We start from the raw sequence: 25,159 nt of genomic DNA, 5'->3' as shown, positions 1-25,159 counted from the left end.
AAACGGTTCCGCAAGCGCGTGATGTCAGCGCTGTCTTATTCTGTCCGAAGGTATCTATTCCAGGAAATAGTTATATTGAACTGGGGTTATTTTGTGATCGACGATGGATGGGACGTCTCGATGTCTTCAGAATGTCCCACGTGGACATTTCTTCATGCAGGGTGCTAGCGTGGGGCCCGGCACGGCAAGGAGGCCCCGATGACGGTTCAGCAGCGCGCGACGCTCGAAGACGTCGCACGGCTCGCGGGCGTGAGCTCGAAGACCGTCTCGCGCGTCTTCACGCACCGTGACCTCGTCGCACCCGAGACCGTCGAGCGCGTACTGGGCGCCGCGAAGCGGCTGCGCTTCCGGCCCAATCCGCTGGCGCGGAATCTGCGCCGCGGTGGACCGACCAACACGATCGGCTTCATCATGGGCGAGCTGAACAACCCCTTCTACTACAAGCTCGCCGCCGGCATCGAGCGCGAGCTGTCGGCGCACGGCTTCTCGCTGGTCGTCGCGACCACCGACGACACCGCCGAGGGCGAGGAGCGGGTCGCCGACGCCCTCCTCGGCCAGCGACTCGGCGCTCTCCTGCTGATTCCGGTCGCCGACGACCAGTCCTACCTCGAGGGCGAGCGACACCTCGGCACGCCCGTGATCGCCATCGACCGGCCGGCCCGCAATCTCGTCGCCGACTCGATCGTCCTCGAGAACCACCGCGGGGTGTTCGACGCCACGACGCGCCTGCTCGAGCGCGGCCATCGGCGCATCGGCTACATCTGCAATCCGGCATCCGTCTACACGCAGGTCGAGCGCCTCCGCGGGTATCGCGACGCGCTCGCCGCCTACGGCATCCACGATTCGTCGGCGTGGGAGCGACTCGCAGACGACCTGTCCCGGCCCGCGGATGACCTCATCGCCGACCTGCTCGACCGCGACGACGCGCCGACCGCGATCATCACAGGCAACAACCGCGTGACGATCGGCGCATTGCGTGTGCTGCGCGATCTTCACGACGACGGCCGCACCGCCCTCGTCGGCTTCGACGACTTCGACACCGCCGACGTGCTCGGGGTGACCGTGGTCAGCTACGACCCGCTCGCGCTGGGCAAGGCGGCCGCAACGCTCGCCATCGAGCGCATGCAGGACCCTGCGGGCTTCACGCGTCAGCTCGAGATGCCGACGTGGATCGTCGAGCGCGGCACGGGCGAACGCATCCCCGCAGAAAGGACCACCGCATGACCCCCGGCTTCATCCGTCTCGAGAGCGAGGGCGTCGGCGTGCTCGTCGACGCGCGCAGCCCCGGTCTTCCCCACGTGCTGCACTGGGGCGCGCCGATCGGCGGGATCACGGATGCTGATGCCGACGCACTCGCGAAGGCGCTGAGCCGTCAGACCCGACCCGGCACGCTCGACGCGGCCTGGCAGGTCTCGCTGTCGCCGCAGGAGGGGGACGGATGGACGGGACGCCCCGGCATGCAGCTGCGCCGCGACGGCGTTGTGCACCACGCGCGGTGGGACGTGACCGGGATCGAGGCCGACGACCGGTCGTTCACGGTCGACGCGAAGGACGCGGCATCCGCTCTACATCTGTCGATCACGGTCGGCATCCAGGCCGGCGGGGTGGTGTGGGTGCGGCACGCGCTCGCGCACCGAGGCGACCCGGAAGCGGCGCCCGTCGACGTCGACTGGCTCGAGGCGACGCTGCCGGTGCCGTCGACGACCGACACGCTGCTGACGTTCGACGGGCGCTGGACGCGAGAGAAGCGTCCGGTGGTGACACCGATGCCCGCGGGCGGCACGGTGCGGCAGACGCGTCGCGGTCGCCCCGGGCACGACAACCCCGTCGCGACCATCGCCGGGATCGGGACTCCGCGCTGGCAGGACGGCGCACTGTGGGGTGTGCACCTGGCGTGGTCGAGCGACCTCACGACGCGGGTGGACCGCGTCACCGACGCGGTGACGCTCATCGGCACCGGCGAGCTCCTGCGGCCTGGCGAGATCCGCCTCGCGCCGGGCGACGAGTACCGGGCGCCGCGCGCGGCGTTCGTGCACACGGCGCAAGGCCTCGACGGGTTCGCGCACCGCGTGCACAGCTGGCTGCGGGCCAGGCCGCAGCATCCGTCCTCCGTTCGTCCGCTCGTGCTCAACACGTGGGAAGCCGTGTACTTCGACCACGACGCGGATCGGCTCGCGGCGCTCGCGGATCGCGCCGCCGAGGTGGGCATCGAGCGGTTCGTGCTCGACGACGGATGGTTCCGCGGTCGCCGCGACGACTCGACGAGCCTCGGTGACTGGGTCGTGGATCGGTCCGTGTGGCCCGACGGGCTCGGCCCGCTCGCGACGCGCGTGCACGAGCTCGGCATGCAGTTCGGGCTGTGGTTCGAGCCCGAGATGATCAGCCTCGACTCCGACGTCGCCCGCGCCCACCCTGACTGGCTGCTGCACGAGCCCGGTCACCTCGATCATGATCCCGGGGTGTCGTGGCGCGGACAGTACGTCATGAACCTCGCGAACCGCGATGCGTACGCCCACGTCCTCGGGCAGATCGACGCGCTCGTGGCCGAGCTCGACATCGACTTCATCAAGTGGGACCACAACCGCGACCTCGTCGAGAGCGTGCACGACGGGCGCCCCGGAGGGCACGCCCAGATGACCGCGGTCTACGAGCTCATCGCGGAGCTGAAGTCGCGGCATCCGTCGCTCGAGATCGAGTCGTGCTCGAGCGGCGGCGCTCGGACGGACCTCGGCATTCTCGAGGTCACCGACCGGGTGTGGGCGAGCGACTCGAACGACCCGGTGGAACGCCAGGACATCCAGCGCTGGACCGGCCTGCTGCTGCCGCCCGAGCTCGTCGGCGCCCACGTCGGCCCGACCACGTCGCACTCGTCGGGACGCACCACGGCGCTGTCGTACCGGATGGCGACGAGCCTCATGGGGTCGGCCGGGTTCGAGTGGGACATCCTGTCGTGCGACGACGACGAGACCGCCGCGATCAGGCGCTTCGCCGCGCTCTACAAGGAACTGCGGCCCATTGTGCACGGCGGACGGATGCTGCATCCCGAGCTGCGCGATCCCGCGTGGCGGGCTACCGCCTTCGTCGCGGACGACGCGGCAGTGGTGATCATCGCGACGGTCGCGAGCCTCGAGGACGCCCGCGCCGAGCGACTGCGCGTGCCCGGACTCGATCCGCAGCGCCGCTACCGCGTGCGCGTGCGCCGCGAGATCGGAGCGGCGGAGTACGGGTGGATCGCGCCGGAATGGTTCACCGCCGGCGAGATCGAGCTGCCCGGGTCGCTCCTCGCGGAGGTCGGCCTTCAGCTGCCGACACTGTGGCCCGTGCAGGCGTTCGTGCTCCACCTCGAGGGCCTCTGACCCCGCGGAGGAGGGGCTAGATCAGGTTGGCGAGGAAGCGGGCCTGCTTCAAGAACTGGAACGCCTGGCCGCCCTCGTGGCCGTTGTGCGTGTAGACCTCGATCTGCTTCATCGGGTGGGTGTGGCGGTTGAACGCCGCGTACACCGTCGACGGCGGGCAGATGGTGTCCATGAGAGCGACGGAGTACAGGGCCGCGGCATCCGCCCGCTTCGCCATGTTCACGCCGTCGAAGTACGACAGCGTCTCGAACACGCGCTCGTCGCGGCCGCGATGGACCGCGAGATAACGCACGACCTCCTGGTACGGGTCGTCGCCGGTGAGGCCGACCGCGCGCTCGAAGTGGCACAGGAACGGCACGTCGGGCATGGTCGCGACGATGCCGTCCGACAGGCCCGCCGCCGCGATCGCGATGCCACCGCCCTGGCTCGCGCCGCACACCGAGACGCGGTCGGCATCGACCTGCGGCAGCGCGCGCACGGCGTCGACGGCACGAACAGCATCCGTGAAGACCCGGCGGTAGTAGTACGTCTCGGGGTCCTCGATGCCGCGGGTCATGAAGCCCGACGACGAGGGCCCGGTGCCGTGCGGGTCGAGCGTGTCGCCGCCCGAGCCCCACATCGAGCCCTGGCCGCGCGTGTCCATGAACAGGTGGGCGTAACCCGCGGCGGCCCAGCCGAGGCGCTCGCCTGCGAGACCGCGTCCGCCGCCGTAGCCCTGGTACTCGACGACCGCAGGGAGGGGGCCCTCGGCGCCCGCGGGCAGCGTCAGCCACGCCTTGACGGGGTCGCCGCCGAAGCCGGGGAACGTGACGTCGAAGATGTCCACCAGTGTGAGCGGCGTGTCGACGCGCACGAGGTCGGGGGCGGCATCCCACTGCCGCGACTGCGCGAGGGTGTCGGCCCAGAAGGCGTCGAAGTCGGCGGGTTCGCGAACGTCGGGGGTGTAGTCCGCGAGTTCCGCGGGCGAAAGATCGAATCTCGGCACGCGCTCACCCTAGCGTGTCACGCGGAAGCGTTTCGACGCCGCGGACCGAGAGGGCGACGGGGTCTCGATGGGGGAGGGGTATTCGAGGCCCCGCCGCCGGTCTCTGAGCGCCCGGCGGGCGCTGTGTGGGGAAGTCTTCGGGAAGATCTGCGGCGCTGCGTCAGAGACGGATCTCTGCGATGACTTCACCGTACTCGGTCTCGCCGACCGGTGTGAAGCCCACGCGCTCGAAGAATGCCTGCGGACCGCCTTCGCCGGCCTCGTAGATGACGTTGACGTGGTCCATTCCGCGGTTGCGGGCCTCTTCGAGCAGCCCCGCCACCGCGAACCGGCCGACGCCGCGCCCCTGGTCGTCCGCGTCGACGTTGATGCGCCACAGCACGGAGCGGAAGTGCTCCTGCGGGGCGTCGGGGTCGAAATTGCCGCTGACGAAGGCGACGACCTCCTCGCCGTCGAGCACGACACGCTGCCAGGTCGTCTGCGGGTTCACGACCGTCGCCGCGATGCCGTAGCTCACCGGCGACAGGAACTCCTCCTGGCCGGGCTTGAGCGACATATTGTTGACCGCCACGATGGTCGCGGCGGACAGTTCGACGAGTCGCAGTTCACCCATGGACCACAGGCTAGCCCGGATGACGGCATCCGGCATCGTCCGTGCGACGGATTAACACGGTGTTCACGCGGAGAAGTATCTTGACGTCGAGATATCTCGGGTGCTTGCGGTAGGCTGAACGCCGACCCGCAAGAAGGACGTGACTGGTGACCGACTCGACCATCATCTACACCTATACCGACGAGGCGCCGGCCCTCGCGACCGCATCGTTCCTGCCGATCGTGCAGGCTGTCACCCGCCAGGCGGGAGTGGACGTCGAGACGCGCGACATCTCGCTCGCGGGCCGCATCCTCGCGGCGTTCCCGCAGAACCTCACGCCCGAGCAGCAGGTCGGCGACGCGCTCGCCGAGCTGGGCGGCCTCGCGACGCTCCCCGAGGCGAACATCATCAAGCTGCCGAACATCTCGGCCTCGATCCCGCAGCTCAAGGCCGCGATCGCCGAGCTGCAGGCGCAGGGCTACGACATCCCGGACTACCCGGACGAGGCGGAGTCCCTCGAAGACAAGGACGTGCGCGCCCGCTACGACCGCATCAAGGGCTCGGCCGTCAACCCCGTGCTCCGCGAGGGCAACAGCGACCGCCGTGCGCCGCTGTCGGTCAAGAACTATGCGCGCAAGCACCCGCACCGTAACAAGGCATTCGGCGAGGGCTCGAAGACGCGCGTCGCGACGCTCGGCCACGACGACTTCAAGTCGAACGAGAAGACCGTCGTCATCCCGGCCGACGACGTGCTCTCGGTCCGCTTCGTCGCCGCCGACGGCACCTCCACGGAGCTGAAGTCCGGCATCAAGGTGCTCCCGGGCGAGATCGTCGACGGCACGTTCCTGTCGGCGGCCGCGCTCGACGCGTTCCTCGCCGAGACGCTGGAGACCGCCAAGGCGGAGGACGTCCTGTACTCGGTGCACCTGAAGGCCACGATGATGAAGGTCAGCGACCCGATCATCTTCGGCCACGTCGTGAAGGCGTACTACGCCGACGTGTTCGACAAGTTCGGCGACAAGATCGCCGAGGCCGGCCTCACCCCCAACGACGGACTGGGCGCGATCCTCGCGGGCCTTGCCGGCGTCGATGGCGGCGACGAGATCGCCGCCGCGTTCGCCGCGGCGACCGACACCCCCCGCCTGTCGTATGTCAACTCCGACAAGGGCATCACGAACCTCCATGTGCCGTCCGACGTGATCGTCGACGCGTCCATGCCCGCGCTCGTGCGAAACGGCGGCAAGCTGTGGGGCGCCGACGGCGGGGAGGCCGACACGCTGGCCGTCATCCCCGACTCGTCGTACGCGGGCGTCTACCAGACCGTGATCGACGACGTCATCGCGCACGGCCCGCTCGACCCCGCGACGATCGGCACCGTGCCGAACGTCGGCCTCATGGCGCAGGCCGCCGAGGAGTACGGCAGCCACGACAAGACGTTCGAGCTGGCCGCTGCCGGCACCGTCCAGGTCGTGAACTCGGCGGGCGACGTCCTGCTCGAGCACGAGGTTGCCGCGGGCGACATCTGGCGCGCCACGCAGACCAAGGACGTCGCGATCCGCGACTGGGTGAAGCTGGCCGTCACGCGCGCCCGCGCCACCGGCGCCCCCGCGGTGTTCTGGCTCGACGAGAACCGCTCGCACGACGCGGCGCTCATCGCCAAGGTGAAGACCTACCTCGCTGACCACGACACCGACGGGCTCACGATCGAGATCCTCGCTCCCGCCGCGGCGACCCAGTACTCGCTGGACCGCCTGCGCAAGGGCGAAGACACCATCTCGGTGACCGGCAACGTGCTGCGCGATTACCTCACCGACCTGTTCCCCATCCTCGAGGTCGGCACGAGCGCCAAGATGCTGTCGATCGTCCCGCTGCTCGCGGGCGGCGGCCTCTTCGAGACCGGCGCGGGCGGATCGGCGCCCAAGCACGTGCAGCAGCTCCTCGCCGAGGACTACCTGCGCTGGGATTCGCTGGGCGAGTTCTTCGCGCTCGCCGCGTCGCTCGAGCACCTCGCCGACTTCACCGGCAACGTCAAGGCGCAGGTCCTGGCGGACACGCTGGATGCCGCGACCGGCACGTTCCTCGAGAACGACAAGTCGCCCGGCCGTGCGCTCGGCACCATCGACAACCGCGGCAGCCACTTCTACCTCGCGCTCTACTGGACGCAGGAGCTCGCGAAGCAGCAGGCCGACCCCGAGCTGGCGGCGGCGTTCGCTCCCGTGGCGGAGTCGCTCGCCGCGAACGAGCAGAAGATCGTCGACGAGCTCCTCGCTGTGCAGGGCGCGCCCGTCGAGATCGGCGGCTACTATCGCCCCGACGCCGAACTGGTCGCCGGGGTGATGCGCCCGTCGCAGACCTTCAACGAGGTCATCGACGCGCTCTGACGGCAGACAGACGAGAGGGCCGGATGCTGCAGCATCCGGCCCTCTCGTCATGTGATGTGCCCGCGGCACGTCGTCGAGACGCGCCCGCGATCAGGCGTGGACCCACACCTCCGTGCCGCGCGCGGTCCAGTCGTAGACGAACTTGGCGTCGTCGTTCCACATGTTCACACAGCCGTGGCTCTGGGGCACGCCCAGCCGGCTGCGGAAAGCCGAGGCGCCGTGGAAGGCGATGTCCGGCGCGAACCAGGTGATCCAGGGCACATCCTTCGTGCAGTAGCTGTTCACGGCTGCCGGGTTGTAGCACAGCGCGCCCATGTCCTGCACACGGGTGTACGCGTTCACGGTGAAGTGGCCGGTGGGCGTCGGCGTGCCGGAGAGTCCGGACGAGATCGTGTACGTCCGGATCGGGCTGCCGTTCTCGAAGAGGGTCGCCGTCTGGTTCGACAAGTCCACCTCGATCGTGCGCGCGAGGGTCGAGACGACGGGCGCGACCTCGGTCACGGGCGTCTGGACGACCGCGTTGCCGGCGGCGACCTGCGCGGCGAAATCGGAAGCCAGGCCCGAGGTGTCGCCCACCTCGCGCCCCGAGATCCCCGTCGCCTCCTCGCGGAGCACCTTGCCCGCCGAGTTGGTGATGACGGCGCCGTTCTCGGCCGCCCGGTTGACGGCCGCGGGAAGCCCGTCGACCACCGTCTGGATGGCCGCCTCGTCCGCGGAGATGTCGTACGAAGCGTTCTCGGGGTCGGGTGTCACGGTCAGCCAGGCGGCCATCGTCGCGCGATCGATGGGCACCGTGCGCTCCTCGCCCACGTAGAAGCCCGCGGTGTCGAGCATGCCGTTCAGCTGCGCGACGGTCCCGTCGGCGGTCTCGGTGGAGATGTCTGCGGCAACCTCGGCCGTGACCGGGTCGAGCTGCACGCGTGTCTCGCCGGCCTCGAAGGCCGCCTGGATCGCGTCCTGGACGGCCGCCACGTCGATCCCGGTTCCGGCGGCCGCGGGCGTCGAGACGTACGACGCGGTCGCCGCATCGAACGCGACGGTCGCGTCGGTGGCGTCGGTGTAGAGCTGGGGTGCGACCTCGCGCAGTGCTTCGGTGGCGGTGGCGGGATCGAGCTCGATCTCCGCGTCGGTCTCGGCGAACCACGCCGTCGGGTTCCACATCGGGTGCTGCGCGAACGCGGCGTCGGCGAGCGCCTGGGCGTCGACCGCGGCGCCGAGCTCCGCAGCGGTGACCTCGGCGCCCTCGCCCGCGCCGGTGAGCACGACGGTCGTCTGGGCGAGGCGCTCCTCGATGACTCCGGCGGCCGCGCCGGGGGTGAGCCAGCCCACCGGCACGCCGGCGACCGCGGTACCGGGGGCGATGAGCACAAGAGACGAAACGACGAGACCGACCACGGCGACGCCGGCGGCCGCGCCGACCCAGACCGCCGTGTGCTTCTTCCTCGGCTTGGGCTCCGCGGGCGCCCACGCGAAAGTGGGGGAGCCGTCCGCCGGAGCGGTGGCGGTGGGGACCGCGGTCGCGGTGCGGGGAGGGGTCTCGGTGTGGGTCCCGCCGGAGAAGTCCGCGGCGGGCGCGAGCGCGGTCGCCGCTTCCGGTGCGAGTACGGCGGTCGCGACAGCGACGGTCTCTGCGCCGGCATCGCTGGTGGTGACGGATGCCTCGGCCTCGGGCTCGTCTGCGGCCTCGGGCGCCTCGTCTGCGGACTCGGCTTCGTCCGCGGGCTCGGAGTCGGGCTCAGCCTCGGGCTCGGCCCCGGCGTCGTCTGCGGGCTCGGCCTCCGCGTTCTCGGTGCGGGAGTCGACCTCTACGGCGGGCGCGACGGACTCGGCCGCCTCGGCAAGCGCCGGGGACTCGGCATCCGTCTCGTCCACGGCATCAGGTGCCGTGGTGTCCGTCGTTTCGGACTGCTCTTCTTCGACGGCCTGCTCGGCCCGGACGGCGTCGTCTTCGGACGCCTTTCCGGCCTGCGACTCGGTCGCCAGATTCGTCACGCCACACCCCCGACTGTGATCCACGCTTCCCCCATGGTAGGCGACATGCGGGGGCGCCGAGGTCACGTCCTGGTCACGCACGAACGGCCGGTCACGCAGGGAAACCCGCGCGTGGCTCCGTAACGATCCGGACACGGCGGATCACAGTTTTGTAAAGCATCCGCCCAAATACTGCTCAGGGACTTGCGAAAAGTTAGTTCGTAAGCTGTACTAACAAACATGCCCAACACGGAAGCGCGGCGCGGCCCTTCCATCATCGACGCGCCGCAGAGCCCCACCACGAATGCCCGCGCATTCGCCCCTGGACGCACGCTCCGCCAGGGCGCGAAGGTCCTTCCTGAGCACGCCCGCGGCCACAACCGCTCGCTCGTGCTGCAGACCCTGTTCCACCAGGGCGCGATGAGCCGCGCAGACCTGTCCCGCGAGACGGGTCTCACCCGGGTCACGATCTCCGACCTCGTCGCCGAGCTCATCGCCGACGGGTTCGTGGCGGAGATGGGGGTGCGCGAGGCCTCGGGTCCCGGCAAGCCGGCGATCCTCGTCGACCTCGACCACGCCGGCCACCGCATCGTCGGGCTCGATCTGTCGGGCAGCGACACCTTCATCGGCGCCGTCCTCACGCTCGACGGCGGCATCGTCGCGCGCCGCGAGGTCGCGGTGCCGGCCGCCGACGCCCTCGTCGACACCGTCGTCGAGCTCGCCCGCGCGCTCGTCGCCGACTCCCACGCGCCCGTGCTGGGGATCGGCGTCGGTACGCCCGGTGTCGTCGACGACCGCGGCGTCATCCTCACCGCGCCGAACTTCGGCTGGGCCGGCTTCGACCTCGAGGGCGCGCTGCGCGGTGCTCTCGGTGTACCCGTCCTGGTGGCCAACGACGCCAACGCGGCGGTGCTCGCCGAGTACACATTCGGTGGCGCGCCCGACGACGTGCTTCTCGTCAAGGTCGGCCGAGGCGTGGGCTCCGGCCTGCTGCTCGCCGGCCAGCCGATGCGCGGCAGCCGCTTCGCCGCGGGCGAGATCGGCCACGTCACCGTCGGCACCGACGGCGGCCCGCAGTGCGCGTGCGGCAAGGTCGGATGCCTCGAGGCATGGCTCTCGGTGCCGTCGCTGACCTCGCGGCTGGGCGCGGCGGCCGATCCCGGCGCCCACGAGGGAATCCTCCGCGACGCGGGCGAGCGGCTCGGTATCGCGCTGGCACCGGTGGTCGGCGCCCTCGACGTGTCGGAGATCGTCCTCTCCGGCCCCCCTGAACTCCTCGGCGGCTCCCTCGCGGAGCAGACCGTCGAGACCCTCCGCGCGCGCACGCTCGCGCCGTCCGTCGACGAAGGCGTGCGAGTGCGGATGACGGAGCAAGGCCAGGACATCGTCCTGCGCGGCGCGGCCGTCATGGTCCTCTCCGGACAACTCGGGGTGTCCTGACAGAGCGCGATTCCCCGACGGATCCCCCCGGATCCTGAAACACCACGGATGCCTCTCGCGGGCTTCCGACCCCCGATGGGTCACCCGGCCCATCGAAACACCAAGAGAACACCGACAACGAAGGAAGACACCATGAAGAAGACGCTTGGAGCTGTGGCGCTCATCGGTGCCTCGGCGCTGGTGCTCGCCGGCTGCGCCGGCGGCAGCGGCGGCGACGGCGGCTCGTCGTCCGAGGAGGGCGCCGAGATCCGCGTGTGGCTCGTCGGCACCGACACGCCGCAGGACGCTCGCGACTACCTGAAGAAGACCTTCGAGGACGAGAACCCCGGGTCGACGCTGGTCATCGAGGAGCAGCAGTGGACCGGCCTCGTCGACAAGCTCACGACGAGCCTGTCCTCGAACGACAGCCCCGACATCGTCGAGATGGGCAACACGCAGGCTCCCGCGTTCACCTCGAGCGGCGCTCTCCTCAGCCTCGCCGACATCGAGGGAGAGCTCGGCGGCGACGACCTGCTGCCCGGCTTCGTCGAGGCCGGCAGCTGGGACGGCACGCTCTACGCGGCGCCATACTACTCGGGCGCCCGCGTCGTCTTCTACAACACGGCGATGTACGAGCAGGCAGGCGTCGCGGTGCCCACGACGCTCGACGAGTACGTGTCGAACGGCGTCGCCCTCGCGGAGGCGCTGCCGGGTGTCTCGGGCGTCTACTTCCCGGGCAAGGACTGGTACAACGGCCTGCCCTTCATCTGGGAGAACGGCGGCGAGATCGCCGTCCAGGATGGCGACGAGTGGGACGCGCAGCTCTCGAGCGACGAGTCGCTCGCCGGCCTCGCGCAGGTTCAGGAGCTCATGACCAAGGCGTCGCTGGCCCCGAAGGACGGCGACGAGGCGGATGGCTGGGTGCCCTTCCGCACCGAGCAGTCCGCCACGTACTCGGCGCCGAGCTGGGCCTACTGGTCGATCGTCGCCGACGAGGACAAGCAGCCGACGGCCGTCGCCGACATCACCGGCTACTACGCCCTCCCGGGCATGGACGGCGGCGCCGCCCAGGTCTTCGCCGGCGGCTCGAACGTCGGCATCGCCGCGAAGTCGAAGAACCCCGACCTCGCCAAGAGCGCGCTCGAGATCATGCTGAGCGACGAGTACCAGACGATCCTCGCCGAGAACGGCCTCGTTCCCGCGCTCGTCTCGCTCGGCGACAAGGTCGCCGCGGCCACGCCCGAGCTCGCGAGCGTCATCGCCGAGGCCGCCGCGAACTCCAAGCTCACGCCGGCTTCGCCGAACTGGGCGGACGTCGAGGCGCAGGGCATCATGCAGGACCTGTTCGTCAACATCGCGAACGGCGGCGACCTCAAGGAGCTCGCCACCGCAGCCGACGAGCAGATCGAATCGATCCTGAACGGCTGACATCACTGAATGGGGTGCTCCGTGCCGCGGGGCACCCCGTTCCATGCCCGCTCAGGGCTCGACACAATTCTTGAGAGGAGGTTTGCCATGACGACCATCCCCGCAGAGGCGTCGGCTCCGCCGGCCCCGTCACCCGAGTCACGGCCAGACCCCGAACGGCCGAAGAAGCGACGCTTCCCGTGGGCGCCGCTGGCGCTCCTGACGCCGGCCCTCATCATGCTCGTCGTCTTCATCGGCTGGCCGCTCGTGCAGCTGGTGATCATGTCGTTCCAGGAGTTCGGCCGCGCGCAGATCTTCGGCGCCCCGCCCGAGTTCATCGGGATCGACAATTACGTCGCCGTCCTGACAGACCCCGAGTTCTGGGCGGTCCTGGGCCGCAGCGTCGCGCTGTGCGTGGTGAGCGTCATCGCCACCATGCTCCTCGGCGTCGCGATCGCCGTCATGATGACCAAGCTCGGCACAGTGATGCGCACGGCGGTGTCCGTCTCGCTCCTGCTCGCCTGGGCGATGCCGGCGCTCACCGCGACGATCGTGTGGGGGTGGATCTTCGACACCCAGTACGGCCTCGTGAACTACGTGCTCACCCAGATCACGGGCGAGAACTGGATCGGCCACAGCTGGCTCATCGACCCGACGAGCTTCTACGCGGTCGCGGCCATCATCATCACCTGGGGGGCGATCCCGTTCGTCGCCTTCAGCACGTACGCGGCGCTCTCGCAGGTGCCCGACGAGGTGCTCGAGGCCGCCTCGCTCGACGGCGCGGGAGGACTCGCTCGGTTCCGCCTCATCGTCTTCCCCTATCTGCGCTCGATCCTCCTCGTGCTGCTCGTCCTCCAGGTCATCTGGGACCTCCGGGTCTTCGCGCAGATCTACGCGCTGCAGTCCATCGGCGGTGTGCGGGCCGAGACCAACACGATCGGCGTCTACATCTACAGCGTCTCCATGGCATCGGGCGACCTCGGCGCGGGCGGCGCGATCTCGGTGATCCTCGTCGTCATCCTCCTCGCCATCTCCGGGTACTGGATCCGAACCATGCTCAAGGAGGAACAATGACCTCCCGTCCTCGCCGCGCGATCTCGCGCGTACTCCTGAACGTCGCGGCCGTGGTCGTCATCGTCGCCTCGCTGTTCCCCGTCTACTGGATGGTGAACACCTCGCTGCTGCCCGCGTCCGCCGTGCGCTCGACGACCCCCCACTGGTGGCCCGACGAGTTCACGCTCAGCAACTATCAGGAAGCCCTCACCGACGACAGCCTCCTCAACGCGCTGTTCAACTCGGTCGCCGTCACCGGCATCACGCTGGTGGCCGCGCTCGGGTTCGCCTTCCTCGGCGCCATCGCCGTGTCGCGCTATCGCTTCCGCACGCGCACGTCGTTCATCATCGCGATCCTCGTGATCCAGATGATCCCGGCTGAGGCGATGATCGTCTCGGTGTTCCGCGTGCTCGACGGCTGGTACCTGCTCAACTCGATCATCGGCCTGAGCTTCGTCTACATCGCCTTCGTGCTGCCGTTCACCATCTGGACGCTGCGCGGCTTCGTCAACGGCGTGCCTGCCGACCTCGAGGAGGCGGCGATGATCGACGGATGCAGCCGGACCGGCGCGTTCTGGCGCATCACGTTCCCGCTGCTGGCCCCCGGCCTCATCGCGACGGGCGTGTTCGCCTTCATCCAGGCCTGGAACGAGTTCGTCTTCGCCCTCGTCATCATGACGCGGCCCGAGTCGCTGACCCTGCCGATCTGGCTGCGCGCGTTCGTGCAGGCGACGAAGGCCACCGACTGGGCGGTCGTCATGGCGGCGTCCACGATCATGGCCGTCCCGGTGATCGTGTTCTTCCTGATCGTCCAGCACCGCATGACGAGCGGTCTTGTCTCGGGGGCGGTCAAGGGCTGATGCGCACGAAGGATCACGCCGCTTCCCGCGGGGAGGTCGGCCGATGAAGGTCGGGCTGGACGTCGGCGGCACCAAGACCGACGCCGTCGCGGTCGACGCCGAGGGTGCCATCGCGGGACGCCTGCGCATCCCCACGGGATGGGGACCGGATGCCGTGGCCCAGACGGTCGTGGACGCCGTGCGTGCGCTCGGCGCCGAGGCCGGAGTCGACCTCTCGGCCGTGCGGTCGGTCGGGGTCGGCATCCCGGGGCAGATCGAGCCGGGCACCGGCCGCGTCGTGCACGCCGTGAACCTTGGCGTCGACGAACTCGACCTCGCCGCCGCGGTCGCGCCCCAGCTGGGCGTGCCGGTGCAGGTGGAGAACGACGTCAAAGCCGCAGCCCTCGGCGCGCACGCGCTCCACACACGGGACGGCGCCCCGGCGCCGGGGTCCATGGCGTATCTCAACCTCGGCACCGGCATCGCGGCCGGCATCGTCTCGGACGGCGTGCTGTGGCGTGGCGCGCGCGGCACCGCCGGCGAGGTGGGCCACATCTCCGTCGACCCGAACGGACCCCTGTGCCGGTGCGGTCAGCGAGGCTGCATCGAGGCCCTCGCGGGCGGCGGTGCGATCGCCGAGCGCTGGGCCAAGCGGTCCGCGCTGCCGGTGCGCGACGTCTTCGACGCCGCCGATGCCGGCGACGCGTCGGCACGTCAGCTGCGTGCCGGTCTCGCCCGCGGCGTGGCCGCCGCCGTCAGGGTGCTGGTGCTGACGGCCGACGTCGATATCGTGGTCCTCGGAGGGGGTGTGACGGCATTGGGAGACCGACTGATGAACGACGTCGCAGCCGAGCTCGCGGCCAGCGCCGAGGCATCCCCGTTCATGCGCTCGCTGCGCCTCGCCGAACGCGTCGAGCTGCTGCCGCCGGGTTCGCCGGCGGCCGCGCTCGGAGCGGCGCTGGTAGGTGCGGGGGGCGACGCCGCACACGACGCAGAGGAAGCACTGGTCCATGGCTGAGATCGTCATCGTTCAAGACAAGGCCGTCGCGGGCGCGCTCGTCGCCGACCACATCGCGGGACTCATCCGCTCCAACCCCGAGACGGTGCTGGGACTTGCCACCGGGTCCACGCCGCTGCCCGTGTACGAGGCGCTCCGATCGCGCCTCGAGGGCGTCGACCTCTCGCGGGTGCGGGGCTTCGCGCTCGACGAGTACGTCGGCATCGATCCGGCGCATCCGGAGAGCTATCGGTCGGTGATCACGCGCGAGGTCGTCGAGCCGCTGGGCCTCAACCCCTCGCTCATCCGCACGCCGGACGGCACCCCCGAAGGCATCGAGCATCACGGCGAGGAGTACGACGCCGCGATCCGCGACGCGGGCGGCATCGACCTGCAGATCCTCGGCATCGGCACCGACGGCCACATCGGCTTCAACGAGCCGGGTTCGTCGTTCTCGTCGATCACCCGTGTGAAGACCCTCACCGAGCAGACCCGCCGCGACAACGCGCGATTCTTCGACTCGATCGACGATGTGCCGATGCATTGCATCACGCAGGGCCTGGGCACGATCCTGCGCGCCCGCCACCTCGTGCTGCTGGCGTTCGGCGAGGGCAAGGCGGCCGCGGTCGCCGGCGCCGTCGAGGGGCCGCTGTCGGCGTCGCTCCCGGGGTCGGCGATCCAGCTGCACCCCCACGCCACGGTCGTGGTCGACGAGGCGGCGGCATCGCAGCTGACGCGCGCCGACTACTACCGCTACGCCTACGACAACAAGCCCGACTGGCAGGGCATCTGACTCCTGGCCGTCGGCCATCCCCGCGAGACGGCACGGGGCGGCCGAGACTGAGGGTGTCACCCGCTGTCTCGGCCGACGGCTGCGGTCTCGACGACCGGAGAATGAGGTATGCCGCGGCTCAGCGTGCGAAGACCTTGCCGGGGTTGAGGATTCCCTGGGGATCGAAGACGCGGGTGATCTGCCGCTGAAGCTCCCACTGGTCGTCGCCGAGTTCGTCGGCGAGCCACCGGCGCTTGAGCACGCCCACGCCATGCTCGCCGGTCAGCGTCCCCCCGAGGCGCAGCGCGGCGCGGAAGAGGTCGTCGGCGGCCGCCCAGATATGGTCCGGCGCCTGCACGATGCCGGACTCGTCGGGCTGGGCCTCGAAGATGAAGTTGGGGTGGAGGTTGCCGTCGCCCGCGTGGGCGACCGTTGGGATCACGACGCCGTGCTCGCGCTCGACGCGCGCGATCTCGTCGAACATGGCAGGCAGGGCGCTGCGGGGCACCGAGACGTCCTCGATGAGCGCGGTGCCGAGAGTCTCCATCGCGGGGTGCATCGACCGGCGGATCGTCAGCAGCCGCTCGCCCTCGTCGCGGTCGTGCGAGACGGCGACGGTCCCGCCGGCGCGACGCAGGACCTCGGCGATGGCGTCGGCCTCGGCGACCGCGGCGGGGCCGTCGGTCTGCACCGTGAGCTGCGCCGCGCCGGGGGTCGGCGCGGCGAGTCGCAGCAGCGCGTGCACGGCGGCGAGGGACGCAGCATCCATCAGCTCCATGATCGCGGGCTGGGCGCCGGATGCGGTGACGGCGGCGGATGCCTCGGCCGCGGCGCGCACGTCGCGGAAGGTGGCGGCGATCGTGCACACCTCGCCGGGCACGAGGCGCCGGAGCTTCAGCGTCGCCCCGACGACCACGCCGAGGGTGCCTTCCGAGCCGACGACCAAGGATGTCAGGTCGAGGCCCGTCACGCCCTTGACGGTACGGTGGCCGAGATGCAGCAGGCGGCCGTCGGCGAGAACGAGGTCGACGCCGAGCACCGCGTCGCGCACCACGCCGTACTTGGCGCACAGCAGGCCGCCCGCGCCGGTCGCGATGTTGCCGCCGACCGTCGAGATCGCGCGGCTCGCCGGGTCGGGCGCCCACCAGAGGCCGTGCGGGGCGAGCGCGGCGTTCAGCTCGGCGTTGAGGATGCCCGGCTCCACGACCGCCAGAAGGTCGTCGGGGCGCACCTCCAGGATGCGATCCATGCTGCGCACCGACAGGGCGATCTCCCCGTCCCCGGCGTTGGCGCCCCCGGCGAGGCCCGTGCCGGCGCCCCGGGTGACCACGGGCGTGCCCGTGCCGGCGGCGACGCGGAGCGTCTGCTGCACGTCCTCGACGCTGCGGGCGTGCACGACGGCGAGGGGGAGACCGGATGCCGCGTGCCCGGACTTGTCGGCACGCGCGGCCGCGAGCGAGGCTGGGGAGGTGTCGACGCGGTCGCCGAGCGCCGCGCGCAGGAGGACGAGCGCGTCGGCGCCCGGGGTCACGACAGGCGCCGCCGGCCGGCGATGACCCCGGCGGTCACGGCGACGACGCCGAACGCGAGGCCGATCCAGGCGTTGCCCATCGACCACCAGGCGGCGCTGGCGGACACGTAGACGAGGAGTTCGACGATCGCCCGGACGAAGGGGTGGACGGCGAACACCGCGCGCGGCGACACGAACAGCGCCCAGAGCAGGATCGCGATGACGGGAGCCCCGATGCCGGCCACGATGTTCCACGGGAACGGCCACATGGTGAAGCCCCACAGGGCGAGCGTGCCGAACGCGAAGATCTCGCACACGAACGCGATCAGGTCGGTCGCAGCCAGCGGCGCAGCCTTGCCATCGGTCAGCGGCGCGCGTGTTCCGGGTGCCGGTTCGGCAGGGCGCGCGGGAGTGACGTTCGGCGTGTCGGACATGGCTTCCAGTCTACGGCGGGGTGGGCTCCGCGTCCGCCGGGCCCGTGGGGCGCTCGTCCGGACGGTTCAGTTGCCGCTGTCGGCAGGCGCGGTCTCGGCGGGCAGGGTGTCGGCCGGCACGGTGTCCGTCAGCTCGGCGGACTCGGCGTCGGCGGCCTCCTCGACCGGCGAGGTCTGGGTCTCGCGGTCGACGACGCCGCGGCCCAGCCCGCGCGGAAGACTCACGCCCCGCTTGCCGGTGCTCGTGCTGCTGCCGGTGCTGGTGCCCGTGCCGGGGCCCGTCGTGCCGCCGTTGCCGCTGCCGGTGCCGTTGGCCGGAGTGCCGTTCCCGGTCGAGCCGCCGTTCCCGGTCGTGCCGCCGTTGCCGCTGCCGGTGCCATGCGTCGCCGTGCCGTTGCCGGAGTCGGCGCTGTTCCCGTTGCCGCCGGATGCGCTGCCCTTGTCGCCCGCGTTCGCTGAGGGGTGGTCGTCGCCCTGAGCGTTGCCATTGCTCCCGGAGGCGCTGCTGTTGCCTCCCTGCACGACACCGTCGTCTTCCGGGGCGTCGCCGGTCTGGCGCGTGGTATCGCCGTGGCTCTGCGGGTCGCCGCCGCTCAGCGAACTCCCGTCGGCGGCTGCGGCGTCGGGGATGACGGGGATGTCGGCCGGGCCGGGCCCCGGCTCGGCCGGAAGCCGGAGCGCCCAGTCACCGGTGTCGTCCTGCAGCGGTGCCGGCGAGTTCACATCGTCCGCCGAGGCCTCGGCCGTCGGCGCGGGAGTCGGAGCAGGTTCGGAGCCGGCTGCTGCGGGCAGCATCACCGCGGCGGCGACCACGCCGCTGACGACGACCAGCCCGGCGGCGAGCCCCGAGGCCGCCCCGATGCCCGCGACCGCCGACGTGCCGAACACGGCCGCCGACGAAGCGACGGCGGTCGCCGCCCCTGCTGCGCCGACCGCCCCCGCCGATCCGACACCGGCCGACGTCGCCGCCGCACCGGCACCCGCACTGACGCCTGCCCCCGCTCCCACGCCTGCACTCGCGCTCGCACCGCCGCCCATGACACCGGCCGGGGCGACGGTGACGGCACCATGCACCACGTTGGAGGGCATGGAAGCCAGCGCGACCAGCGAGGTGCCGCCGCCCTGGACGGTCGCGAGGTAGCCCGCGGTGCCCACGGCGCCGAGCGCGATCGGCAACAGGACGAGTGCGAGCCGGCTCGAGACCTCTTTGGCCTCGCTCGCGACGATCGAGCACCGCACGCACCGGGCGAGATGCTGCTCGAGCTTCGCGTGGTCGCGGCGACCGAGATTGAGCCGCGAGTACGCGCCGAGTCGCTCGATGGTCCACTGGCAGTCCGAGCCGTCGGTGAGCGACCGCAGGTGCGCCTGGATCCAGGCTTCGCGCAGTCCTTCCCGCGCGCGGAAGGTGAGCTGTGCGACCGCTGTCGGCTTCATGCCCAGCAGCGGGGCTATCTCCGCAGGCTTCATGCGCTCGATCTCGGAGTACCAGAGCACCTCCTGCCACCGTGTCGGGAGGCTGCGGAACGCCTGATGCGTGAGACCGCGGTCGAGCGCGGCTTCGCTCTCGTGCTCGGCGCCCGAGGGATCCTCGACGCCGTCGAGCTCCTCGTACGCTGTCTCGCGGCGTGCGCGCCCCCACGCGGCGGCGGTGTTGCGGATGCTGGTGAAGAGGTACGCGCGGAACGACCCGGTCGGCCCGCCGCCGTGGACGATCGAGTGGTAGATGCGCGTGTACGCCTCCTGGACGAGGTCGTCGGCATCGAGGCTCGAGGTCATGTTGCGGGCGACGGTGACCCCCGCGCGGTAGTGGCGGCGCCAGAGCTCCGCGAACGCGGCGGTATCGCCTGTTCTCGTTCGCAGGACGAGATCGGCGTCGGCGTCGGTGACGACGTCGCTCTCCTGCTTGCGCACTTCGTCGTGGTCCATGGTCCCCCAGTTCCGCGGCGCACATCGACGACGTCGATCCCGGGTGCGGACCGCGGCAGGGTTCCATTGTCGTCTCCGCCCGCCGATTTGACCAGGGCTGCGACGCGAGGGCGCAGCATCCGCTCGGAGAATTTTCGGAACCCGCGTAATAGATCGCGGGTCTCGTCGTCTCTTTCGTCAGAGTGGCTGGCCGCCCTTGTGTGGGGCACGACGGTGGCCGCCCCCCGCGGGACACCCGCGGAGAAGGCGGGGCTCGAAGGTATCTCGGGGGAGGGACCTTCGGCCCCGCCTTTCGCCTGCGCGGGAGGCGGGAGCGCGGTCCCGCCCGCGCGGGCGCGCTCAGGCGTCGTGCCCGGCGACCCAGACGCGGCGCACGGCGAGGGCGTCGTCGAGAAGCACCGCGTCCGCGAGAGCGCCGACGTCGAGAGTGCCGAGGTCGTCGCGGTGGATCGCGTGCGCGGGCCGGCGGCTGAGGGCATGCGACGCGACCTCCAGCGGCACGCCCGTGCCCACGACGTGGCGCAGCGCCCCGTCCTGCGTGAGCGTGGAGCCCGCGATCGCGCCGCCCTCTTCGAGGCGGGCCACACCGTCGGTGACGCGGACCGCGAGGCCGCCGAGCTCGTACCGGCCGTCCCGCGAGCCGGCCGCCGCCATGGCGTCGGTGATGAGTGCGATCCGGTCGCCGGCGACCGCGAACAGCGTCGCGACGAGCTCGAGATCGACGTGCACGCCGTCGGCGATGACTTCCAGCGTCACCCGCTCGTCGCGCAGCGCCGCGACGACAGGGCCGGGAGCGCGGTGGTGGATGCCGGGCATCGCGTTGAACGCGTGCGTGATGAGCGTCGCGCCGGCGTCGAAGGCGCGTCTGGTCGTGTCGGCGTCGGCGTTCGTGTGCCCCACGGCGACCGCGACGCCCGCGTCGACGAAGCGGCGGATCGCCTCGAAGGCGCCTTGGCGCTCCGGCGCGATCGTCACCTGGCGGATGGTCCCGCGTCCCGCCTCGAGAAGACGGTCGACGGATGCCGCGTCCGGCGCCCGCAGCAGGGACTCGGTGTGCGCGCCTTTGTGGCCGGGGTCTAGGAACGGGCCCTCGAGGTGCGAGCCGAGGACGGTCGGATCGGCGTCGCAGAGGTCGGCGACCATCGCCACGCGCGCCGTCAGGTCGTCGACCGGTGCGGTGATGAGGGAGAGCACCGCTCGCGTCGTCCCGTGGGCGCGGTGGACGGCCCGGGCGGTGGCGATCGACTCGGGGCCGTCGTCGAAGCTCGCACCGGCGCCGCCGTGCCCGTGGATGTCGATGAAGCCGGGGACGAGGCATCCGTTCCCCCCGTCGACGACTCCGTCGGCAGTGGGGAGATCGCCGCCGACGCCGGCCCGCGCGACGCGGCCGCCCTCGAACAGGGCCCACGCGTCGCTGCGGTCGCTGTCGACCGAGGCGCAGCCCAGCAGGCGGACGGAGTGGACGAGGGTGCTCATGCGGTGCTCCGGATCACTCGGCGCAGGTCACTCGGTGGCCCACGGGATCTCGTCGGACGGGTGGAAGCCGATGCCCATGCTCTTCCACAGCGGGCCGAGTGCGCCGACGCGCTCGCGGAACGACGCCCACGTGCGCAGGGCGCTCGCGCCGGTCGCGGGCGACCAGCCGGCCTCGGCGGCCGCGGCCGCACGCGGGAAGGCCATGGTGTCGATGTCGGCCGCGGTGCGGATCGTCTCGGTCCACAGCGGCGCCTCGACGCCCAGGATGCCGGAGTCGTCGATGCCGGGGACCACGAGCGACGGCTCCCACGAGTACGCGCGCTGGACGCTCGTCGGCCCGTTGGCCCAGGTGAGGCCGAGCTCGGGGCCGTCCGGATACTTCATGTCGAGGTAGATCGCGTCGGCGGGGGAGAGGATCAGCCGCGCGCCGTTGTCGACGAACGCGGTCGCCTTCTCTGCGGCGCCTTCCTGCGGGGTGAGGAACCCCCAGTACTGGCCGATCGTGGTGTCGGCGATGCCGGCCGCGGCGCCGGCCTCGTGCCACGCCACCGGCGTCTTGCCGAGGTCGGCGATGATGCCGCTCGCCCGTGCCACGAAGACGGCGAAGTCCTCGTCGGACGTCGAGAGCGACTCGTCGCCGCCGAAGTGCAGGTAGGGCCCCGGCGTCATCGCGGCGAGCTCGCCGAACACGTCGGCCACGAAATCGTACGTCGCCTCGTCGTGGATCTTCAGCGACGAGAACCCGACGGCCATGCCGTCGTAGGGCGCACCGACGCGCGGCTCCTCGCCGCCGTAGTCGCGGATGATCTCGCGCATGTGGTCGCTGATGCTCGGGTCCTCGGCGAGCTCGGGGTACGCGAGGCCGACCGCGTGCGTGTGGCCCGGCATGTCGATCTCGGGGACGACGATCATGTGACGCGACGCCGCGTACTGGACGATCGCGCGGTAGTCGGCCTTCGTGTAGAAGCCTCCCGGACCGCCGCCGACCGAGGTGCCCGAGGCCTTCTCGGTGAGCTCGGGACGCGAGTGGAGCTGAATCCGCCAGCCCTGGTCGTCGGTGAGGTGCAGATGCAGCGCGTTGAACTTGAGCGACGCCGCGCGGTCGATGTAGCCGATGACGGTCTCGACCGGGTGGAAGTGGCGGGCGACGTCGAGCATGACGCCGCGGTACGCGAAGCGGGGGGCGTCCTCGATCGTCACGGCAGGGATCGTCCACCCGTAGCCGTCTCGCGCGATGAGCTGGCCCAGCGTCTGCACGCCGTAGAAGAGTCCGGCCGCGTCGGCCCCGGTGACGACGACGGATGCCTCGTCCGCGGCGATGCGGTACGACTCGGCTGCGCCCGCACCCGCGTCGACCCGCAGCTCGATGTCCCGGCCCTCGCCGGTCGCGAGAGTCAGCCCCGTGCGGGCCTCGACGATCGCAGAGAGGGCGGTGGCGGCATCCGTGTCACCGTTGACCACCGTGTCGGACGAGAGCCGGAAGGGCGCGCCGGAGCCGGCCTCGATCGAGACGGGGGCGGGGACGACGGCGGGAAGCGACACGGTGTCTCCATTCTGTGCGACCGGTGCGCAGCCGGCCAGCAGTGCAGCGGCGAGGACGGCTGCCGCGACAGCCCGTCCTCGTCGACGATTCATGTAAAGAGTCCTAACAAAAGGGATCGGACTCAGCCTAGCGGTTCGTGTTCCGTTATGCTCGGTCTGTCGCGACTGGCGTTGAGGTGGGCCACCACCGGGGAGCGACCGACTACGGCATTCGACCGCACGCCTGGGCCGATGTGGAACACCCCTATCCGAAAGCCGTGAGTCTGGAGATCGCATGACCGATCAGTTCTTCAACGCCCCGCTCGCCGAGGTCGATCCCGAGATCGCCCAGGTGCTCGACCGCGAGCTCGACCGCCAGCGCGGTTACCTCGAGATGATCGCCTCCGAGAACTTCGTTCCCGTCTCGGTGCTGCAGTCGCAGGGCTCGGTGCTCACCAACAAGTACGCCGAGGGCTACCCGGGCCGCCGGTACTACGGCGGCTGCGAGGAGGTCGACGTCGCCGAGGAGCTCGCGATCCACCGCGCCAAGGCGCTGTTCGGCGCCGAGTTCGCCAATGTCCAGCCGCACTCGGGCGCCACCGCGAACGCCGCCGTGCTGCACGCCATCGCGCGCCCCGGCGACACGCTGCTCGGCCTCTCGCTCGACCAGGGCGGTCACCTCACGCACGGCATGAAGATCAACTTCTCAGGCCGGCTCTACAACATCGTCGCCTACGGCGTCGACCCCGAGACGTCGACGATCGACATGGACGAGGTGCGCCGCCTCGCGCTCGAGCACCAGCCCAAGGTCATCATCGCGGGCTGGTCGGCCTACCCGCGCCAGCTCGACTTCGCCGCGTTCCGGGCGATCGCCGACGAGGTCGGCGCGACCCTCTGGGTCGACATGGCGCACTTCGCCGGCCTCGTCGCCGCGGGCCTGCACCCCAACCCGGTGCCGCACGCGCACGTCGTGTCGTCGACCGTGCACAAGACGATCGGCGGCCCGCGCTCGGGCTTCATCCTCACCAATGACGCCGAGATCGCGAAGAAGATCAACACCGCGGTCTTCCCGGGCCAGCAGGGCGGCCCGCTCATGCACGTCATCGCGGCGAAGGCGACCGCGTTCAAGCTTGCGGCGACCCCCGAGTTCAAGGAGCGCCAGGAGCGCGTTCTGCGCGGCGCCCACATCATCGCGGAGCGCCTGTCGCAGCAGGATGTGAAGGACGCCGGCATCGCGGTCCGCTCGGGTGGCACCGACGTGCACCTCGTGCTCGTCGACCTGCGCCACGCCGAGATCGACGGCAAGCAGGCCGAGGACCTGCTGCACGAGATCCACATCACGGTGAACCGGAATGCGGTGCCCAACGACCCGCGCCCGCCGATGGTCACGTCCGGCCTGCGCATCGGCACGCCGGCGCTCGCGACCCGCGGCTTCGGCGACGCCGAGTTCACCGAGGTCGCCGACGTCATCGCGCTCGCGCTGCAGCCCGGGGCCGACGTCGAGGAGCTGCGTCTGCGCGTCGCGGCACTGACCGCCAAGTTCCCGCTGTACCCCGACTTCCGCCACTGAGTGGGAAAGCCGCCGAGGGCCGGTGGGCATCCGGGCCGAGAGCGCGCGAAACACGAGGAGACCAAGGATGACCGCACAGAAGCTTGACGGCAAGGCCGCGGCCGCCGCGATCAAGGACGAGCTGCGCGAGCGCGTGGCCGCGCTCAAGGAGAAGGGCGTCACGCCCGGCATCGCCACGGTGCTCGTCGGCGCCGACCCGGCGTCGCAGCTGTACGTCGGGATGAAGCACCGCGAGTCCGAGGCGATCGGCATGAACTCGATCCAGAAGGAGCTGCCGGCCGACGCCACGCAGGCCGAGGTCGAGGCGCTGATCGACGAGCTCAACGCCGATCCGGGGTGCCACGGCTACATCGTGCAGCTGCCGCTGCCGAAGCACCTCGACACCGACGCGATCCTCGAGCGCATCGACCCCGCGAAGGACGCCGACGGGCTGCATCCGACGAACCTCGGCCGCCTCGTGCTCAACGTCAACTCGCCGATCACCACGCCGCTGCCCTGCACGCCGCGCGGGGTCATCGAGCTGCTGCTGCGCAACGACTACGACCTCAAGGGCAAGGACGTGGTCGTCGTCGGTCGCGGCGTGACGATCGGCCGCTCGATCGGCCTGCTGCTGACCCGCCGTGAGATCAACGCGACCGTGACGCTGACCCACACCGGCACGGAGGACCTGTCGCACCACCTGCGCCAGGCCGACGTCATCGTCGCGGCCGCGGGCGTCAAGCACATCGTGCGCGCGGAGGACGTCAAGCCGGGCGCCGCGGTGCTCGACGTCGGCGTGACCCGCGAGGACGATCCCGAGTCGGGCAAGTCGCGGGTCTACGGAGACGTCGCTCCCGACGTCGCCGAGGTCGCCGGCTATCTGTCGCCGAACCCCGGCGGCGTCGGCCCGATGACGGTGGCCCTGCTCATGACGAACGTGGTCGAGGCCGCCGAGCGCTCGCTCGCCTGAC

The 25,159-nt window shown here is 70.9% G+C and carries 19 protein-coding genes and 1 riboswitch; of the genes, 11 read left to right on the top strand and 8 right to left on the bottom strand.

Features of this window, described 5'->3' with window-relative positions; all coding sequences use genetic code 11:
- Positions 1-198: 198 nt before the first annotated feature.
- Complete coding sequence (locus tag JNB61_RS12170; RefSeq protein ID WP_220339772.1) at positions 199-1,224, top strand: LacI family DNA-binding transcriptional regulator; 1,026 nt, start codon at positions 199-201, stop codon at positions 1,222-1,224.
- Positions 1,221-3,356, top strand: coding sequence for an alpha-galactosidase (locus JNB61_RS12165; RefSeq protein WP_220339771.1), 2,136 nt, complete (start codon positions 1,221-1,223; stop codon positions 3,354-3,356). Before JNB61_RS12170 ends, JNB61_RS12165 begins: the two co-directional genes overlap by 4 nt.
- A 16-nt stretch (positions 3,357-3,372) precedes the next feature.
- On the opposite strand, the gene JNB61_RS12160 is transcribed toward JNB61_RS12165, so the two are convergent.
- Entirely contained in the window at positions 3,373-4,341 is a 969-nt protein-coding gene (locus JNB61_RS12160; protein WP_220339770.1) for an acetylxylan esterase, read from the bottom strand.
- A 160-nt stretch (positions 4,342-4,501) separates the two neighbouring features.
- Positions 4,502-4,954, bottom strand: a complete 453-nt coding sequence (locus JNB61_RS12155) for a GNAT family N-acetyltransferase (protein WP_159846067.1) — start codon at positions 4,952-4,954, stop codon at positions 4,502-4,504.
- 146 nt (positions 4,955-5,100) lie between these two features.
- Here JNB61_RS12155 and JNB61_RS12150 point away from each other — a divergent pair, with 146 nt between their 5' ends.
- Positions 5,101-7,314 (top strand): NADP-dependent isocitrate dehydrogenase, encoded by a 2,214-nt coding sequence (locus JNB61_RS12150; protein WP_220291079.1) that lies wholly within the window; start codon positions 5,101-5,103, stop codon positions 7,312-7,314.
- A gap of 90 nt (positions 7,315-7,404) precedes the next feature.
- Here JNB61_RS12150 and JNB61_RS12145 read toward each other — a convergent pair whose 3' ends face one another.
- On the bottom strand, positions 7,405-9,306 hold the full coding sequence (locus tag JNB61_RS12145; protein WP_220339769.1) for a L,D-transpeptidase family protein: 1,902 nt from the start codon (positions 9,304-9,306) through the stop codon (positions 7,405-7,407).
- 219 nt (positions 9,307-9,525) lie between these two features.
- Here JNB61_RS12145 and JNB61_RS12140 point away from each other — a divergent pair, with 219 nt between their 5' ends.
- From JNB61_RS12140 to JNB61_RS12115, 6 genes are all read left to right on the top strand, one after another.
- Positions 9,526-10,725: an ROK family transcriptional regulator gene (locus JNB61_RS12140; protein WP_220291077.1), complete on the top strand. Its 1,200-nt coding sequence runs from the start codon at positions 9,526-9,528 to the stop codon at positions 10,723-10,725.
- Positions 10,726-10,857: 132 nt separating this feature from the next.
- The gene (locus tag JNB61_RS12135; RefSeq protein WP_220291075.1) at positions 10,858-12,132 is read left to right on the top strand and encodes an extracellular solute-binding protein; all 1,275 of its coding nucleotides are present in this window, start codon (positions 10,858-10,860) and stop codon (positions 12,130-12,132) included.
- Between the two features lie 87 nt (positions 12,133-12,219).
- Complete coding sequence (locus JNB61_RS12130) at positions 12,220-13,185, top strand: carbohydrate ABC transporter permease (protein WP_220291073.1); 966 nt, start codon at positions 12,220-12,222, stop codon at positions 13,183-13,185.
- Positions 13,182-14,024, top strand: coding sequence for a carbohydrate ABC transporter permease (locus tag JNB61_RS12125; protein ID WP_220291072.1), 843 nt, complete (start codon positions 13,182-13,184; stop codon positions 14,022-14,024). Before JNB61_RS12130 ends, JNB61_RS12125 begins: the two co-directional genes overlap by 4 nt.
- Positions 14,025-14,067: 43 nt before the next feature.
- The gene (locus tag JNB61_RS12120; protein ID WP_220339768.1) at positions 14,068-15,021 is read left to right on the top strand and encodes an ROK family protein; all 954 of its coding nucleotides are present in this window, start codon (positions 14,068-14,070) and stop codon (positions 15,019-15,021) included.
- Positions 15,014-15,793 (top strand): glucosamine-6-phosphate deaminase, encoded by a 780-nt coding sequence (locus tag JNB61_RS12115; protein ID WP_220339767.1) that lies wholly within the window; start codon positions 15,014-15,016, stop codon positions 15,791-15,793. Before JNB61_RS12120 ends, JNB61_RS12115 begins: the two co-directional genes overlap by 8 nt.
- Positions 15,794-15,911: 118 nt before the next feature.
- On the opposite strand, the gene JNB61_RS12110 is transcribed toward JNB61_RS12115, so the two are convergent.
- From JNB61_RS12110 to JNB61_RS12090, 5 genes are all read right to left on the bottom strand, one after another.
- On the bottom strand, positions 15,912-17,303 hold the full coding sequence (locus JNB61_RS12110; protein ID WP_220339766.1) for an FAD-binding oxidoreductase: 1,392 nt from the start codon (positions 17,301-17,303) through the stop codon (positions 15,912-15,914).
- Complete coding sequence (locus tag JNB61_RS12105) at positions 17,300-17,716, bottom strand: YrdB family protein (protein WP_220291063.1); 417 nt, start codon at positions 17,714-17,716, stop codon at positions 17,300-17,302. Before JNB61_RS12105 ends, JNB61_RS12110 begins: the two co-directional genes overlap by 4 nt.
- A gap of 66 nt (positions 17,717-17,782) precedes the next feature.
- Positions 17,783-19,642, bottom strand: a complete 1,860-nt coding sequence (locus tag JNB61_RS12100; protein WP_220339765.1) for a sigma-70 family RNA polymerase sigma factor — start codon at positions 19,640-19,642, stop codon at positions 17,783-17,785.
- A gap of 339 nt (positions 19,643-19,981) precedes the next feature.
- Positions 19,982-21,118: an N-acetylglucosamine-6-phosphate deacetylase gene (gene nagA / locus JNB61_RS12095; protein WP_220339764.1), complete on the bottom strand. Its 1,137-nt coding sequence runs from the start codon at positions 21,116-21,118 to the stop codon at positions 19,982-19,984.
- A 27-nt stretch (positions 21,119-21,145) separates the two neighbouring features.
- Positions 21,146-22,660 (bottom strand): beta-N-acetylhexosaminidase, encoded by a 1,515-nt coding sequence (locus tag JNB61_RS12090; protein ID WP_220339935.1) that lies wholly within the window; start codon positions 22,658-22,660, stop codon positions 21,146-21,148.
- 151 nt (positions 22,661-22,811) lie between these two features.
- Positions 22,812-22,896, top strand: a riboswitch (ZMP/ZTP riboswitch).
- 38 nt (positions 22,897-22,934) lie between these two features.
- Here JNB61_RS12090 and glyA point away from each other — a divergent pair.
- Together glyA and JNB61_RS12080 are read left to right on the top strand one after the other, a co-directional pair.
- A complete protein-coding gene (gene glyA / locus JNB61_RS12085) occupies positions 22,935-24,209 on the top strand; it encodes a serine hydroxymethyltransferase (RefSeq protein ID WP_220291059.1) in 1,275 nt (424 codons plus the stop codon).
- Between the two features lie 67 nt (positions 24,210-24,276).
- Positions 24,277-25,158: a bifunctional methylenetetrahydrofolate dehydrogenase/methenyltetrahydrofolate cyclohydrolase gene (locus tag JNB61_RS12080; protein WP_220291057.1), complete on the top strand. Its 882-nt coding sequence runs from the start codon at positions 24,277-24,279 to the stop codon at positions 25,156-25,158.
- The last annotated feature ends 1 nt before the right edge of the window (position 25,159 follow it).

This window comes from Microbacterium ureisolvens (assembly GCF_019511645.1).
In the GTDB taxonomy this organism is placed as follows: Bacteria; Actinomycetota; Actinomycetes; order Actinomycetales; family Microbacteriaceae; genus Microbacterium; species Microbacterium ureisolvens_A.
Note: the sequence above shows the minus strand (reverse complement) of the source record. Positions and strands in the feature narration are given on the sequence as shown.